The 15,796-nt window shown below is 70.4% G+C and carries 15 protein-coding genes and 1 pseudogene; 8 read left to right on the top strand and 8 right to left on the bottom strand.

Features of this window, described 5'->3' with window-relative positions; translation table 11 throughout:
* Positions 1-31: 31 nt before the first annotated feature.
* Positions 32-2,821, bottom strand: coding sequence for a LuxR family transcriptional regulator (locus tag PH203_RS43160; protein WP_289927645.1), 2,790 nt, complete (start codon positions 2,819-2,821; stop codon positions 32-34).
* A 300-nt stretch (positions 2,822-3,121) separates the two neighbouring features.
* Between PH203_RS43160 and PH203_RS43165 the strand changes: the two genes are divergently transcribed.
* Positions 3,122-4,186 carry an NAD(+)/NADH kinase gene (locus PH203_RS43165; RefSeq protein WP_289927648.1) on the top strand — a complete coding sequence of 355 codons (1,065 nt, stop codon included), beginning with the start codon at positions 3,122-3,124 and terminating at the stop codon, positions 4,184-4,186.
* Positions 4,187-4,207: 21 nt separating this feature from the next.
* Here PH203_RS43165 and PH203_RS43170 read toward each other — a convergent pair whose 3' ends face one another.
* Complete coding sequence (locus PH203_RS43170; RefSeq protein ID WP_289927649.1) at positions 4,208-4,540, bottom strand: nuclear transport factor 2 family protein; 333 nt, start codon at positions 4,538-4,540, stop codon at positions 4,208-4,210.
* Between the two features lie 113 nt (positions 4,541-4,653).
* Between PH203_RS43170 and PH203_RS43175 the strand changes: the two genes are divergently transcribed.
* Both PH203_RS43175 and PH203_RS43180 read left to right on the top strand, forming a co-directional pair.
* Entirely contained in the window at positions 4,654-4,872 is a 219-nt protein-coding gene (locus PH203_RS43175; RefSeq protein WP_289927650.1) for a hypothetical protein, read from the top strand.
* Positions 4,869-5,015, top strand: a complete 147-nt coding sequence (locus PH203_RS43180) for a hypothetical protein (protein WP_289927651.1) — start codon at positions 4,869-4,871, stop codon at positions 5,013-5,015. Before PH203_RS43175 ends, PH203_RS43180 begins: the two co-directional genes overlap by 4 nt.
* A 57-nt stretch (positions 5,016-5,072) precedes the next feature.
* Here the strand turns inward: PH203_RS43180 and PH203_RS43185 are convergent, their stop codons facing one another.
* Both PH203_RS43185 and PH203_RS43190 read right to left on the bottom strand, forming a co-directional pair.
* Positions 5,073-5,435, bottom strand: a complete 363-nt coding sequence (locus PH203_RS43185) for a hypothetical protein (RefSeq protein ID WP_289927652.1) — start codon at positions 5,433-5,435, stop codon at positions 5,073-5,075.
* Between the two features lie 528 nt (positions 5,436-5,963).
* Entirely contained in the window at positions 5,964-8,699 is a 2,736-nt protein-coding gene (locus tag PH203_RS43190; protein WP_289927653.1) for a helix-turn-helix transcriptional regulator, read from the bottom strand.
* 568 nt (positions 8,700-9,267) lie between these two features.
* Here PH203_RS43190 and PH203_RS43195 point away from each other — a divergent pair.
* Both PH203_RS43195 and PH203_RS43200 read left to right on the top strand, forming a co-directional pair.
* Positions 9,268-9,975: a transposase gene (locus PH203_RS43195; protein ID WP_289927654.1), complete on the top strand. Its 708-nt coding sequence runs from the start codon at positions 9,268-9,270 to the stop codon at positions 9,973-9,975.
* Positions 9,972-10,394 (top strand): hypothetical protein, encoded by a 423-nt coding sequence (locus tag PH203_RS43200; RefSeq protein WP_289927655.1) that lies wholly within the window; start codon positions 9,972-9,974, stop codon positions 10,392-10,394. Before PH203_RS43195 ends, PH203_RS43200 begins: the two co-directional genes overlap by 4 nt.
* Before the next feature lie 135 nt (positions 10,395-10,529).
* Here PH203_RS43200 and PH203_RS49860 read toward each other — a convergent pair.
* The 4 genes and pseudogenes from PH203_RS49860 to PH203_RS43215 form a co-directional block, all read right to left on the bottom strand.
* Positions 10,530-10,757: pseudogene (locus PH203_RS49860) on the bottom strand (peptidoglycan-binding domain-containing protein); the annotation flags it as partial.
* Positions 10,758-10,767: 10 nt separating this feature from the next.
* Positions 10,768-11,004 (bottom strand): hypothetical protein, encoded by a 237-nt coding sequence (locus PH203_RS43205; protein WP_289927657.1) that lies wholly within the window; start codon positions 11,002-11,004, stop codon positions 10,768-10,770.
* A gap of 152 nt (positions 11,005-11,156) precedes the next feature.
* Positions 11,157-12,293, bottom strand: coding sequence for a histidine kinase (locus tag PH203_RS43210; protein WP_289927770.1), 1,137 nt, complete (start codon positions 12,291-12,293; stop codon positions 11,157-11,159).
* Positions 12,293-12,961: a response regulator transcription factor gene (locus PH203_RS43215; protein ID WP_289927771.1), complete on the bottom strand. Its 669-nt coding sequence runs from the start codon at positions 12,959-12,961 to the stop codon at positions 12,293-12,295. The genes PH203_RS43210 and PH203_RS43215 overlap by 1 nt, the downstream gene beginning before the upstream one ends.
* Before the next feature lie 307 nt (positions 12,962-13,268).
* Between PH203_RS43215 and PH203_RS43220 the strand changes: the two genes are divergently transcribed.
* The 3 genes from PH203_RS43220 (at position 13,269) to PH203_RS43230 (ending at position 15,796) form a co-directional block, all read left to right on the top strand.
* Entirely contained in the window at positions 13,269-13,796 is a 528-nt protein-coding gene (locus PH203_RS43220; RefSeq protein ID WP_289927658.1) for a hypothetical protein, read from the top strand.
* 142 nt (positions 13,797-13,938) lie between these two features.
* Complete coding sequence (locus PH203_RS43225) at positions 13,939-15,228, top strand: DUF418 domain-containing protein (protein WP_289927661.1); 1,290 nt, start codon at positions 13,939-13,941, stop codon at positions 15,226-15,228.
* Between the two features lie 271 nt (positions 15,229-15,499).
* The gene (locus PH203_RS43230; RefSeq protein ID WP_289927663.1) at positions 15,500-15,796 is read left to right on the top strand and encodes a hypothetical protein; all 297 of its coding nucleotides are present in this window, start codon (positions 15,500-15,502) and stop codon (positions 15,794-15,796) included.

Raw genomic sequence — 15,796 nt, forward strand, 5'->3', positions numbered from 1 at the left:
GTGACGACGTACGTGACGTACCCGGCCGCTCTCACCCGCGGCCGGAGTGCGGGAAGAACGAGGCCAGTCCGGACCGGGAGGTGATCCCGAGCTTGGGGAAGACGCGGTGCAGATGGGTGCTGACCGTGCGGTGCGAGAGATAGAGCCGCTGTCCGATCTCACGGTTGGTCAGGCCCTCGGCCGCCATCTGCGCGATCTGCAGCTCCTGCGGAGTGAGCCGGTCGCGGGCGTCCGGTGCGCGGCAGCTGCTGTGTTCGCCGGAGGCCAGAAGTTCCTGCCGGGCACGGTCGCTCCATGGCACGGTGCCCAGCGTGTCGAAGGCTTCGCGGGCGGCTCGCAGTTCGGTGCGGCAGTCGGTCACCCGCCGCTGGCGGCGCAGCCATTGGCCGTACGCCAGCTGCACCCGGGCCCGGTCGAACGCGCTGCCCTCGCCGGCGTCCAGGGCCTGCCGGAAGAGCGGTTCGGCGTCCTCGTCGGCGGCGAGCACCGCCCGCGCGTAACGCAGCCCGGTGTGCAGCGCGGGCGAAGGGGTGAGGGTGCCCGCCTGCTCCAGGTCCTCCACCACCGGACGGATCAGCCCGGTGTCCCCGCAGTGCACGGCGGCGTCGGCGAGTTCGATGAGGGCATAGCAGCGCAGCGCCGGCTGGTGGGCGGGGTCCGCGGGGTCGTGCATCCGGAGCAGATGGGCGCAGGCCTCGTCGAAGCGGCCCAGGACCGTCGCGGCCAGCCCGCGGGCGAGCTGGGCGGTGGCGAGGACCGGTCGGGCACCGACGGGCAGTCCGATGCGTTCCGCCTCGGCAGCCAGTTCCAGGGCGGTCTCGGCGTGGCCCCGCAGGGCCGCGGTGCGGGCCTCGGTGGCGACGTTGAGGCCGTGCAGGAAGGTCTGCCCGGTCTCGTGGGCGAGTCGGCTGGCCTCCTGTGCCACCGGGATGGTGGCGCCCAGGTCGGCCAGGTGCGCCCCGCTCCAGGCCTGGGCGCCCAGGGCCCGGGCGAGCAGTCCGAGGCGGCCCTGGGTGCGCAGGCCCGGCACCGACAACTGCGACAACTCCCGGGCCAGTTCCAGGTCGCCGGCCAGAACGGCCGCGCTGCCGACCAGCCGGTCGGCCTGGGCGTCGCCGGCGGTGCGGCGGGCCGCGGTGCGCAGATGGGCGTGCACCCGCCGCCCGGTGAGGACGGGTTGGGCGTAGGCGAGGATCGCTAGGATGCGCGGGTCGTCGTCCGGGAAGGGCAGCGCGTCGGCGAGGGCGACGATGTCTGCCCTGGCCCGGGCGTCGGGGTCCGACCAGAAGCAGCGCAGGGCGGAGCTCCACAGGATGCGGACCGCCGGTTCCGGGTCGCCCTGGCCGTGTACCGAACGGGCCAGCCGGGTCAGGGCGGCGGTGCCTTCGGAGGCGTCGCGCATGCCGTCCTCCAGCCCGCCCCTGATCCACTGGAGCCGGGCGCGCTGTTGCGGGCTCGCCGCGTCGGGTGCGGCGGCTTCCAGCAGCCGGGCGACGAGATGACGGTGGCCGGCGTCGACGGCCTGGTCGGCGGCCTTGAGCAGGCGCTCCACCCGGAGCGCGGGATCGGTGCTCAGCCGGGCGGACTGCTCCAGGGTCAGCACCGAGTCGGCGGCGCCGCCGCGCCGGTGGGCGCGGTCCGCGGCCGTTTCGAGGCGGGCGGCGAGCTGCTCGTCGGGACGGTCGGCGGCGGCCGCCGCGTGCCAGGCCTGGCGGTCGGAGTCGGTGGGCAGGCAGCGGGCCAGGGCGGCATGGGTGGCTCTGCGCAGTTCGGCGGAGGCGCTCTGGCGGATCGCGGAGCGCATCAACGGGTGCCGGAAGCGCACGCTGTCGTCGGTCACCTCCATCAGCCCGGCGGCCGTCGCCGGCGCCAGGTCCGCGGCGACGGCCGGAGGTTGGCGGTTGAGGGAGGCGGCCCGCAGGATCTCGGGCAGCGAGCCGCCGTCGTCGCAGGCCGCTGTGAGCAGGATGTGCCGGGTGACCTCGGGCAGGGTGCTCAGGCGTGCGGTGAAGGCGTTTTGGAGCCGGCGGGACATCGGAGTGTCTGTGGCGGTGGGCGACGGCGGCGTCGACAGGTCCGTGCCGTCCACAGGCAGTTCCGTCAGGGCGAGCGGGTTGCCGGCGGCCTCTCGCAGCAGTCGGCGCTTGGCTCCCTGTTCCATCTCGGGTGCGCGGGCGTCCAGCAGTTGGGCCGAGGCGGTGTCCGAGAGCGGGCCGACGGCGAGGGAGGGCAGGCTTGCTGTGGTCAGGTGCGAGGGCGGATAGCCGTCCCGCATGGCTGCGAGGAGCAGAACAGGCTCGGAGTCCAGGCGGCGGGAGAGAAAGGCGAGGATCTCCGAACTGGCGCCGTCCAGCCAGTGCACGTCGTCGGCGACCAGCACCACAGGGGAGTCGGCCGCGGCCCGCGTCAGCAGGTCGAGGACGGCGAGGCCGACCAGGAACAGATCAGGCACGGGCGTGTCCGTCAGCCCCAGGGCGGCCTGTAGCGCATCGCGCTGTTCCTCGGGCAGTTCGGTGACCAGGGCGCGCAGCGGGAAGACGAGTTGGTGCAGTCCGGCGAAGGGAATCAGCGTCTCGGACTCCACGCCGAGGGTGCGCAGAACCCGGGCGCCGGCCTCCTGCGCGCACCGCGCGGCGTCCTCCAGCAACGCCGTCTTGCCGATTCCTGGTTCACCATGGACAAGGACGGCCCCGCCCCGCCGCGACAGCTCCTCGACCCGGGCCCGCAGCCGAACGGTCTCCGCCTGTCGGCCGTACAGGGAACCGGGTGACCAGAGCGATGAACCGGGTGACGGCAACCACGAACCGGACGACGACCGCATCGATCGCACCTCCTCCGGACGACGGGTGACGGACGAACTCCGCACGGTGAGGAGGATGACCAAGCTCTGCGCGCCGCAAGGGCGCAATTCACGGCGACACTAACACGGCCCCGACCGGCTTCCCCCGGAGTGTGGGGTCCAGCGGAGGAGGTTTCCCGGTGTGGCTGCCGCAGAGCCTGGTGGCCGTTTGTGCGAGACAGTGTGCGTGTACAACATGTCTCTAGTTACTGAGAGCACCTGAGTCACCCACTGATTCACGTGCGATGAGCTCGGCCACATGCCGGGTGTCGGGAGGGCCTCATGTCCGTTCACCGTATCGGTCTTGTCGTGCATCAGGGCCGGGAGGAGGCCCAGGCGGCGGCGCGTGTGGTGCGAGAGTGGAGCGCGTCGCACGGCATCCGCTGCACGGACATCGACGTATGGGGTGCGCAGCACGGACGCCGGCACGGACAGGAGGAGGCGGAGGCGGCCGGCAATCCGGACCTGGTGGTCACCCTCGGTGGGGACGGCACCTTTCTGCGCGGCGCCCGCATCGCGGTGAAGAGCGGCGCCAGCGTCCTCGGTGTCGACCTCGGCAAGGTCGGCTTCCTGACCGAGGTCTCCGTCTCGCAGATGTCGGCTGCCCTGGACGCCGTCCACCAGGGCGATGCGGCCGTCGAAGAGCGTATGACCCTGACGATGCGGGCCTCCCGACCTCTGGAGATGCCGAGCGAGCTGGAGGTCCTGATGCGCTACGGGCACGGCCCGGCGCTGCCGGCGCCGCACGTGCGTCCGGAGAGCACCGAGGGGCAGGGCTGGGGCGTCCGGCTGGACGTCAACGCACTCAACGACATCGTCCTGGAGAAGCTCGCCCGGGACCACCAGGTGAGCGCCGATGTGTACCTCGCCGGGCGGCTGCTGGCCGCCTACTCGGCCGACGCCCTGGCCGTGGCCACCCCCACCGGCTCCACCGCCTACAGCTTCGCCGCGGGCGGCCCTGTGCTCTCTCCGCACATGGACGCCGTCGTCTTCACCCCGATCGCCGCCCACATGACGTTCGACCGCAGCATCGTCGCCGCTCCCGACGAACCGGTCGCCCTGCGGGTGCTGCCTCATTCCGGGCGTGCGGTGGTCAGCGTCGACGGTCAGCTGCGCGGAGTCCTCGACCCCGGCGACTGGATCGGCGTCTTCCGGGCGCCGGAGCGGGTCCGTCTCATTCGGCTGCACCCCACCGACTTCTACGGGCGGCTGCGGGACCGGTTCCGCCTCACCGACGCGCCCGCCACCGCCCTGGACGGGCCGGGCTCAGCGCTCTTCCGGCCCGACAGCCCGGTTCCGCCGGACCTCGTGGGCCTGCGGCTGCCGCCGCCCGCGGCGGCCCGCTGAGCGCGTCGGTACCGGCCCCGCTCAGCTGATCCGCAGGCTCGCGATCAGTCCGTCGCGCAGTTCGAAGACCATGGGGCCGGTGCCGTTGTAGCCGTTGCCGGAGACCTTCAAGGTCAGCCGGTAGGTGCCGTCCTGCGGGCCCGGCGCGGCAGAGACCAGGTCGAAGTGGGCCTGAACGCCGATGTTGTCGCTCCGGTTCCACTGGGCCACCCCGGAGCGCCCGTGGAACTCATGGCCCCAGTCGTTGAGATGGGCGTCCGGGCTGAAGGCCGCCACGAACGCCTCGGAGTCGCCCGCGTTGGTGGCATCTATGAAGATGCGGAGAGCCTCGGGCAGCTGCTGGATGTCGGTCATGTAGTCAGTCCTCGCTTGGCAGAAGGGAATCGTTGAGTCATGTGTCGCGCCACTGCAATTCACACGAAACAGTATGTGAGGGTGAGTCGCGATGTGATGACAGCAGGTGTTCAATGTATGTGCTGACCAGGCTTCCTGCAGCAGGTGCCGGCATCCGTTCGGCGCAGCGTGAGGGACGGGCGCGGGATCGCCGTGCCTTGCCGGGGCGAGAGGCCAAGATCGATGCGAGGCGTCCGGCGGCGTTCTCGCCCGTCATCGGCAAGATGCACCGCTCCCAAGCGGGTTTCAAGGTGGTGCTGTCCACGCGCACGCCCCGGGTCAGCGGGCGGTGAACTTCCTCGCCGCCGGCGGCGACATGACCCTGACGGTCAAGTCCCGTACGGCGAGCGACGGCTCCTTCAGGGCCAAGGCCGACGCCGTCGTCCACCGCGTGCTCACGGCCATTTTCGGCGCCAGCCTGCTGCGCTGCGGCTGACCCCACGAGCGGCCGACGGTGGCTCGAGGGCGCCCTCGTCCGACGCGCACCGGCATTTCAGGATGTCGGCCAGTTTGGCGAGGGCGAGCGCGGCCGCCGCATTAGCCGCCGATGCCGTACCGCCCAGCGGCGATTGACCAGACAGCCTGCCGCGACCGTGGGGAGACAGTCCAGAACGGTTTCCAGGAGACGGTCCGCGGTGATCGTCACCACGGCCGTCGCTCCGGTCGCCGACGTGGCCAGCAGAACCGACAACGGCGTCACGAAGATCATCGCGACGGCGTCGTTGCGTACGACGACGAGCTCAATGACGTAGGTGAGCCCACCGAGCAGCACGGCAACGGCGGCAGGCAGCCGGGCGACCGTCAGCAGATGCTGAAAGCCCGCGCCGACCACAGACCAACCGGCCAGCAGGCCCACGACGGCGTCACCCCCAAGCCCTCGAGACGCAGCCTCCCGTCTGCCGGGTCGGCCCAGGTCGAAGCCGGTCCGGACTCTTCCTGGTCGATGATGCGGCAGAGGGGTGCTGATCGGCTCGCCGTCCGGGCATTGCGCCCCGAACAGCGCGGCTGCGGCCACCGCCTGTTGGCGAAGTCCGCTGCGGTGTCATTATTGAAGGGGCCGGTGTCCCAGGTGCCTATGCTGATCGGCTCGTGTGGGTGGGCCGGGATCAGCGCATCAGCCACCGATATGCGGGCACACGTGTGACTCATCGTCAGATCGAATGCGCCCTGCCCGCCCGCCCTGTTTTTCTTTGCGGCACACCGACTCGTGAGGGCAGCCCATGGTCGTATTGCCTGCCGGGCCCGGCAGGGGGGCCGTATCAGAGCACAGGTCGTTGCGCATCGGGCCACCGTGCGGTGCATGCGGCTTCCGACCCTGGTGCGGGTGTGGCCATCCCACACGCCGAAGGATGCCCTCCGCCGTCGCCGTATGACGCGGTTGGGGTCAGTCGTCGCCGAGGTCGGCGAGATGCAGCTGGCCGCGCGAAGTGATGCCCAGCTTCGGGAAGATGCGGCGCAGGTGCTGGCCGACCGTACGATGGGAGATGAAGAGCTGGGCCCCGATCTCACGGTTCGTCATGCCGGTCGCGGCCATCTTCGCGATCTGCAGTTCCTGCGGCGTGAGTCGGTCGAGGGCGTCGGGTGCCGGCCCGTCCACGGTCTCGCCGGCGGCACGCAGCTCCGCACGCGCCGCCTGGCCGAATGCCGCGATGCCGAGGGCTTCGAAGCTCTCCAGGGCACTGCGCAGGGGGCGGCGGGCCTCGGCGACCCGGCGTCGGCGTCGTAGCCACCGACCATGGGCCAGCAGCAACCGTGCCCGGTGGAACGGCCAACTCGACAGCAGCCGGGACTCCAGTGCTTGCTGGAAGAGGGCCTCCGCCTGGTCGTCGGAGGCGACCAGGGGGCGGGCGTAGGTGGCCATGGCGGTCAGATACGGTGCGTTCGTCCGCTCAGCCAGGGCGTCCAGCCGAGCGAGGTGCCGTGCGGCCTCGTCGTCGCGGCCGAGGTGCGCTGCGGCCTCGATCAGGTCGGCCATTCCCATGTAGCCCACGAACGGGTGGTAGGTGACATCGGACGGGTCCAGTACACGTGACAGCTGCTCGAAGGCTTCGTGATGCTGGTTGTTGACGATCGCGTGCCGTGCCCGGGCGATCTGTGCAAATCCGAGAATGGACTGGGCTCCCACCGACAGCAGTTCGGCTTCCGTCGCCTGAATGAGGCTGCTCGCCTTGTCGGGTTCGCCTCGCTCGCTCTCGAGTGCGGCCAGCGCCAGATCGGCGACATAGGCCCAGCGGGTCCGGCCGGTGTCGCGGGAGAGCCTGCGTGCCTCGTCGGCCGCCGACCGTGCCAACCGGTGCTTGCCCAGCGGGATGGCCGCCCAGGCCTGGGAGGCGAGCGCCTCGCCCAGCAGGCCGATGCGACCCTGACGGCGCAGGCCGTCAACGGCCGCGCACAGGTACGGCCAGGACAGGTCGTATGCCCACACCGCAGTCAGTGAGGCGCCCAGAGCATGCTGCTCGACGGGATCGCTCACCGCATCGGCCGGCAGCCGGGTCGTCTCGGCGATGACCCAAGCGGCTTCCTCCACCGGGTCCGCGCAAGCGGCGACGGACAGGACCATGGGGTCGTTGTCGCTGCGCTGCAGGCGTCGCGCGGTCTTGACGACCATGGCGCGCGTTTCCGCGGACGGATTGCCGTACCAGCAGCCGATGGAGAGCGGCCACAGGGCGCGCAGGGCGAGGGCGGCGCCGTCCTTCTCCGCGTCGGCGAGCTGGTCGGCGACGTCGGCGAAGACCCGTACGCGTTCCGGGGTGAACCAGCTCTCCTCGTTGAGGGCCTCGGCCCACAGGGTGAGGCGGAGCCGTTCGACGGTCTCCAGTCGGGCGGACTGCGCCTCGGCCAGTTGCCGGCGGGCGAGATCGGCGTTGCCGAGATCGAAGTTGATCTCGGCGGACCGTAGCAGCAGGCGCCCTCGGTGGGTGTCCGCACTGCTGAGCAACGCGGCCTGGCGCAGCGCCTCGGCCGCCGCGCCCGGTGCGCCGCGCAGCAGGGCCTTGGCGGCGGCGGCTTCCAGATCGAGGGCAACGCTGTCGTCGGGGCCGGAGGCTGCCGCCGCGCGGTGCCAGGCCCGGCGTTCCTGGTGTGCGGACAGGGTCGCAGCCAGCGCTGCGTGCGCGGCCAGACGCCGTTTCGGGGTGGCGGCGTGGTAGACGGCGGAACGGATCAGGGGATGCCGGAAGCGGATCTCATGTCCGCTGAGCTCGACCAGCCCGGCGGTGACGGCGGGTTCGAGGGAATCGACCGCGATGTCCTGGCCTTCCAGGAGCGTCGAGGCCCGGAGGATTTCCGCGAGATCCCCCTGGTCGTCGGCCGCGGCGATCAGCAGCAGGGCCCGGGTGCGTCCGGGCAGCGTGGCGGCCCGGACGAGAAAGGATCGCTCCAGGCGACGGGTGGTCGGCAGCCAGGGCAGGACCGTTTGCGGGACCTCCCCGTCGTCCAGTGTCGTGGGCAGTTCGACGAGGGCCAGGGGGTTGCCCGCCGCTTCGGTCAGGAGGCGCTGACGAACCAGGGGGGAGAGGCCGGGTGCGTGGGTTGTGAGCAGTTTCGTCGCCGCGTCCTCATCGAGGGCGGGCAGTGCCAGTTCGGGGAGGCCTGCGTTCTGGAAGACGGTGTCGTGGCCATCGCGCACGGCCAGCAACATGACGGCCCGCTCCGCCTCCAGTCGGCGCGCAAGGAACGCCAGGACTTCGCTGCTCGGTCCGTCGATCCACTGAGCGTCGTCGATCAGGAGGACGACGGGGGATTCCTCGGCGAAACCGCTGATCAGTTCCAGTGACGCGAGCCCGACCGAGAACATCTCCGGTGAGGGGCTGTGCGCCATGCCGAACGCGGCGTACAGCGCCTCCCGCTGACGACCGGTAAGAAGTCCGACGTGATCGGGGAACACGGGGTTGAGCAGCTGATGCAGTCCAGCGAAGGGAACGGAGGCCTCGGACTGGACGCCGAGCGCGGACAGCACCCGACAACCCTGGGCGACGGCGGTGTCTCGGACGGCCTGAAGCAGGGCTGTCTTGCCGATGCCCGCCTCTCCCCGCACCAGCAGTGCACCACCTGTCCCGGCGATGCCGCGCTGGACCAGGTCGGACAGCTGGTTCAGCTCGCTGCTGCGCCCGTAGAGCATGTCCCCTCGTGATTCCTGTGTTCCGGCCGTCTGAGCTCCACCGAGAACCCGACGACAGTGGCCCAGTTATGGGGCGGCAATGGGCAGATATCTGACCGTAGTAAGTGAAGAAAAGTTAGCACATTTCGATGGCAACGGCTGGTTGTCAGCGGTGTGGAGCAGGTCAGGCTTGAGGGTGCCTGTGTGCGGCGGAATCGTTGTTTCTGCTGGAGGGCATGGTCGATGTCTCGACCGCGCTGATCGTGCTGGTCGCGCCGTGGAGGCAGCGTGGAGACACAGCTCATCGAGCGGGGCGGTGCCTTCGGGTGATCTCGCGAAGAAGCGCGGCCATCAGAGGGCGGAATGAGAGTGCACAGGCGTTTTGTCATTACCTGAATGTGTGGCGGTGCGGCATCCCGGCCGGTCGGCGGCCATGGGCATATTGGGCTGGTCGCCGTGAGCGAGCGCAAGCCCTACAAGACCGACGTGAGGGACGAGCAGTGGGCGCTGGTCGAGCCGGTGATCACCGCGTGGAAGGCCGCGCATCCCTCGGTCAGCGGCCATCAGCGGCCATCAGGGCCGGTACACGATGCGGGAGATCGTCAACGCACTGCTCCACCATGGCCGGACCGGTTGCCAGTGGGAGCTGCTCCCGCACGACTTTCCGCCGCCCGGCCCGGTGACGTACTACTTCTCCACCTGGCGTGACGACGGCATCGATCAGACCATTCACAACCTGCTGCGCTGGCAGGTGCGGGAAATGGCGCGTCGGAAGGCGGACCCGAGCCTGGTGGTGCTCGATACCCAGAGGGTGCACGCGGTGGCCGGAGCGCCCGCTGAGTCGACGGGGCGCGATGCGGCAAAAAGGGCACCGGACCGCATGCGCGGCCTGGCCGCTGACGTTCTGGGGCTGGTGATCGCGGCAGTCGTGGCGGCCACGTCGGCGCACGAGAACGCCGTCGGTATCGCGCTGCTGGACAACGTCGCCGCCGATACTGGCATCGTGCAGAAGGCCTTGGTCGGCCAGGGCTTCAAGAACGCCGTCGTCGCGCACGGGGAGAAGGTGGGCATCGAGGTGGAGGTCGTGGAGGGCAATCCCGCGCAGACCGGGTTCGTTCCTCAAGCCAAGCGGTGGGTGGTGGAACGCACGTATGGGATCTTGATGCTGCACCGCAGGCTGGTGCGCGACTACGAGCATCTGCCCCGCAGTTCGCAGTCGCGGGTGTACTGGGCGATGACCGCGGTGATACTGCGTCGGCTGACCGCGCCGAAGGTGCCCGCCTGGCGCACCGCATGACCGGCGGGGAGCTGACCCTCGGCGCGGTGCTGGCACGGCTGGAGGAGCGGGAACGCGAGATCACCGCGCAGGCCGAGACGACGCGGGAACAGATCACGCAGCTGACCACACAGCTCGACGAACTCGGCCGGGCGGCCGAAGAAATCCGGATCACCAGCAAGACACTGTTGGCGCTGCCCGACCCGCAACCGCCCGCGCCGCTGGCACCGAAACTGCCGGACCATCCGGCCTACCGGCAGATCATGGCGGTGTTCACCGCCGCCGACCATCCGCTGCGTGCACGGCAGGTGTGCGAGGCGATGGACGTGGGGGTCGCGCCCAACAACATCAACAACGTCCGCCTCAAGCTCAAGCGGCTGGCCGGCCGCGGGATCCTGGCCGAGACCGAGCCAGGCTTGTTCACCCAGCCTCGGCCGTAGTCGACTGATGTCGCCACGACCTGCCCGCTTGTCCCCACGAAACGAAGAATCGGGAATCAGCTCTCATGCTGCCCTCTGAATAGTTTCGGGGACTGGAAACGGAGCGTCAGCCACCGCGCCCGTCCTCGAACCTACTCAGTACACCTGCGAGTAGCAGTGGCCGTTGAACTGGCCGTTGCTATCGAATCCCGGCAGGGTGACGCCGTGGAGGGTATTCGGGCCCCACACGCCGTCGACGGTGACGGAAGGACTGGCGAGCCGCTGTGCGTACTCCAGCCCCTCCTTCGTGTTCGCACCGAAGGCACTGTCGACGGTGAGACCACGGGCATAGCAGTTGTTAAGGATCCGCTGCAGCGCCTTGACGTGGTCGCCGTTAGCCCCTTTTTGCCATGTTGCAGCGGGAGTAGCGGTGGGTCGTGCTGCCCGTCTTGGAGACGTAGGCGGGGATCCGCGTGTAGAAGGAGCCCATGTTGTTGTCGGACGTCATGGTCCCGTTGCAGTTGTTGACGACCAGCGCCCCGGCCTCCTGCGCGCCGGCCGTCGGGACTGAGGCCCCCGGGCCGGCCACCGTGAGGACGGCTGCCGCCAGCGCCGCGGACTTGCGCTTCATGTGTGTTCCGTTCTAGGGAGTAGTGGCGTTCGACGTGCCAATCGTCGCCCTGCGCTGAAAGGCACGGCTGTCGGCTTGAGGGGCAGATAGAAGGTACGGGGCCCAGGTCGCGTTCCGCGGAGCGGCGCCGGTCCGCGTCGGGCGGGTTGCGCTCAGGCGGGCCGGGTGGGGGCCTGTAGTTCGATCTTGTATCCGCCCTGTGGGGTGGGTTCGGCGGTGAGGGTGCCGCCCAGTAGTTCGGCGCGTTCTCTCAGGCCGATCAGGCCGTGCCGGGCGCTGGGCAGGGCGACGGACGGGCGGGTGGGGGCGGTGTTGGTGACGGTGACGCCGAAGTGCTGCGCGTCGTGCCACAGGCGTACCTCGGCGCGGGCGCCGGGGGCGTGCTTGCGTACGTTCGTGAGGGCTTCTTGGACCGTGCGGTAGACGGTGCGTTGGGCGGTTGTGCTGATGCCGGGCGGGAGCTCCCCGGTCAGGGCGGTCTCGATGCCGCTGTTGGCGATCAGCTGCTGGAGGTCGGCGAGCGTGGGCTGGGGGGTGAGTTCGGTGTCCTTGCCGCCTGAGGCGCGCAGCAGGGTGACCATGTGGCGGAGTTCGTCGAGGGTGTTCACGCTCAGGGTGCGGATGGTGCGGGCGGCGTCGCGGGCGTCGGGGTCCTTCGCGGCGACCTGCAGGGCCCCGGCCTGTACGGCGATGAGGCTGACCTGGTGGGAGACGACGTCGTGCATCTCGCGGGCCAGTTGGGCGCGTTCGCGGGCGAGGACGGTCTGGGCGTACAGGGCGCGTTCGTGTTCGCGGGCCACTTCCACCTCGACGAGCTGGCGGGCCACGTCGTGTCTGGCCTGTCCGAGCTGGCCGAACAGGATCGGGGCGAAGGCTGTGGCCAGCGTGTAGACGAACTGGATGAGCGTCCAGGCGCGCTCGCCGGGAAACGTGTCTCCGGAAAACGTGTCGGACAGGGGCCAGGCGAGGGTTGCCGCCGCCGCGTTCAGCAGGGCGCAGCCGGCCAGCAGCGGGCGGTTGCGGGTGCGCGTGGCCAGTGTGTACAGCGCGGCGATCGGCGCGACCGCCACGTCCATGAACAGGGTCATGGGCAGGGTCAGCAGGAAGGCGGCCAAGGGAAAGCGCCTGCGCAGGAACAGTCCGGCGCAGCCCAGGGCGGCGCAGGCCCATATAAAGGGTGTCGCCTCGCCGTAGAGATTGATCCAGGCGTCGAGCGCGGCGAGCACGACGAGGCCGGTGTCGACGGCCCAGGGCGGCACTCGCCGCCACCGTGCCTGAGCCGTGCTCATCATCTGGCGCCCCTTGCCGCGTCGGTGCCGTCGTCGCTGAGCAGTCCGGCCCGCTCCGCGAGGAGCGCCGCCTGGACGCGGCTGGAGACCCTCAGCTTGGTCAGGATCGAGCTGACGTGGTCCTTGACGGTGCCCGCGCTCAGATGGATGCGGGTGCCGATGTCGGCGTTGGAGAGTCCTTCCGCGATCAGGACGAGGACGTCACGTTCGCGGTCGGTGAGCAGGTTCACGCGCGCCACGTCCTCCGCGACCTCGGGCGCGTCCGTCCCAGGATGGCCGCGCAGCAGAGCCCGCGAGGCTTTCGGGGACATCACCACACCGCCCGCGGCCAGGGTGCGTACGAGCTGGGCGAGCTGTTCGGGCTCGGTGTCCTTGAGCAGGAAGCCCGCGGCTCCCGAGCGCAGCGCGGTCAGGATGTACTCGTCGGTGTCGAACGTGGTCAGCATGGCCACCGTCGGCGGCTCGGGCAGCGTCTGGATCTCCCTCAGGACGGTCAGGCCGTCCACGTCCGGCATGCGGATGTCGAGGAGCACGACGTCCGGACGCTCGCGCCGGATGGCGTCGGTGGCCCGCGCTCCTTCCGCGGTCGCCACGACCTGGATGTCTTCGGAGGCGTTCAGGATCAGCTCGAACCCGGACCGCACCAGCGCCTCGTCGTCCACCACCACTACCCGGATCACCGGCGTTCCGCCTCGCACTCGTCTGCTCTGTCCAGATTCTCGGCGACCAATACGGTGATCGCTCGCTGTCGACAGTACGTCCAGCCAGGTGCGCGACGGTGCGGCCGCTGTGGACACCCGCCACCCGGCAGGCCGGTTCCAGCCGGTCGGGGGGAGCGCTCCGGCCCGTCGGCGGCCGGGTGGACGAGGTCCGGCGGATGGTGTCGGCGGTTCTCGTCCGGTGGGATCGGCCCGTGGGCCCGACCGGGTCTGCCGGCCGCAGTCGATGTCCGAACCGTTCGAGGATCACCCAGCCATGCCCGAGTCGTACCTTCGTCAGCCTGTCCGGGCGCTGCGCCGCTGTGCGGCGCAGCCCCATGTGCTGTTCGGGGGCGTGTACGGGGCGGTACTGGCCAGCTCCATGGTGGCCGCCCTGACGGAGCAGGGTGAGACGGCGCCCGCCGACCGGTTCAGCAGCGCCCAGTGGCTCCTGATCACGGCCGCCGCCTCGGCCTTGGCGCACGGTTACGCACACCTGATCGCGCTGCGCGGCGACCGGACCCATCACGGTGTGCGCGCCACGGTGCGGCTGCTGCTGTCCGAGTGGCCGTTGGTGGTGGCGACGGTGCCGACACTGGTCCTGCTGCTCGGCGCGGCCTGGGGGTGGTGGCCCTCGGCGGGCATCGAGTACGTGGCCTTCGCCGTGAACGTGGTGCTGCTGTTCGCCTGGGGCCTGCTCGCGGCCCGCGCTGCCGGTCGCACGTGGGGCTCCGCCTTGATGATCGGCACCGTTGACGCGTTGCTCGGGCTGACGGTCGTGGTGGCCAACGCCGTCATCAAATAGGGCGGTTGGCCGTCCGGGCCCACCGGCCGACCGTGGGCAGCGCTGTTCCGCCGGTCGGCGGGGCGGTACCGGCCGGTCGGCGGGGGTGTTACCGAAGCCTGCCGGATGGGCCGCCCCCCGAGCTCCGCGCGAGATTTGCCGTATGACACAGACACAGCCGCCACAGGAGACGACGGCTCCGCAGGAGAACTCGCCTCCGCCGCCCCGAACCTCTCCCGAGTCCGCCGCGTCGGCCTCGCCCGGTCCCTCGATGGGACGCCTCGTCGGGGTGGACCTGGCCCGCGCACTGGCGGTGTTCGGCATGTACGTCGTGCACATCGGCCCCCCGCTGTCCGCGACGAGCGGCGTCGCCAGCTGGATCCGGTACATATCGGACGGTCACTCGTCGGTCCTGTTCGCCACCCTCGCCGGGTTCTCCCTGATGCTGCTCGCCGGCCGCAAGGAGCCGAAGACCGGGCTGGCCGGCCGGCAGGCGAAGGCCCGTATCGCGATCCGCGCCGTGATCCTGCTGGCGCTGGGCACTGTGATGGCGATGGAGTACGGGGGAGTGATCATCCTCGGCTTCTACGGGGTCTACTTCCTGCTCGCCCTGCCCCTGGTCCGCCTGCGCGCCAGGACCCTCGCGATCATCGCGGCTGCGTTCGCCATCGTCACACCACAGTTGGCGTACGTCCTGACCTCGCTGCTGAACGAGTCGGTCCAGCAGAGCATCAACGCCTACGACCCGCTCCGCCACCTCAGCGAGGTAGGCGTGCTCGACCTGCTGCTCACCGGCTTCTACCCGGCGCTCACCTGGATGTCGTTCGTGATCGCGGGCATGGCGCTGGGCCGCCTCGACCTGTCCTCCGGCACTGTCCCAAAGCGCCTGGCCGCCTTCGGTGCCGCCCTCACGACGGCCGCGTACGGCCTGTCCCTGCTGCTGGCCGGCCCCGGCGCGTTGCGGAGCCTCGCGGAAGGCGGGTCGTCGTCCGGCGGCTCCGGGTCGGCGTCCTTCGGCAGCATGCCGTCGACCGGCGGCTCCGGGTCGATGCCGCTCGACGGCGGGTCGTTCCCCCAGATGCCGGCGTCGTCGCTCCTGGCGGCCGGGCCGCACAGCGGCACCACGTTCGACATCATCGGCAGCCTGGGAGTCGCGATCCTCGTGATCGTGGGCGCGACCGTGCTGATGGACCGCCTGCCGCGACTGCGCCGCCTGGCCAAACCGGTCATCGCCGTGGGCACCATGTCCCTGACCGCCTACGTCGGCCACTTCGTCGCACAGTCCGTGTTCTCCACGCCTGCCGGGACCGGCACCCAGCAGTCATGGGTTCCGCTGATCATGTACGTCCTCGGGGCGATCGTGTTCGCCACGATCTGGTCCCGCTTCTTCCGCCGCGGCCCCCTGGAGTACCTCCTCAACACCGCAACCAAGCCCGCCAAGTACATCCGGTGAGATCCGGCCGGGGTGGGACGCCTGTACGTTCCACCCCGGCCGGACGGCCTGCCCAGCCCGCAAGGGGATCGCCCTTGCGGGCTTCGGCCGTGGTCCCGGCCGACCGCTGTCCGCTCCGCCTGTCGCCGACCGGCCGTCCATGAGCGAGGTCCGGGCGACTGCGGGACATGCGTGGACATGACGCCCGGCGCGGCCCGGGGCAACGGCTGGTGCGCGTCGGGAGACGGTGGCCGCCGGTGCGGCTGAGACCACGACGGCCACCCAGGCAGGTGTGGAGACTCGCGGCGTCGCACCGGGCAACGCCGGGGAAACCCATCCGGTCGTGGACACCGCTCTCCTCGACCGCGTCCACGACGACGCCCCGGACAGCCGCGACATCGATGTGGTCCAACTCGTCCGAGAGCTCCAAGTTCAAAAGACACCCGTCATGGGGCGCGATGTGATGGCCGAGCGGCCGCTGCCCGAGCAGGGGAAGATCCTCCCGCAGCTGCTCTTGGTCCAGCACTCGCCGCACGCGGACTCGTCACGCATGCAGGCCGCCCTCCTGCATGCGCAGGAGGGCGGCTAG

Source organism: Streptomyces sp. S.PB5, from assembly GCF_030403745.1.
In the GTDB taxonomy this organism is placed as follows: domain Bacteria; phylum Actinomycetota; class Actinomycetes; order Streptomycetales; family Streptomycetaceae; genus Streptomyces.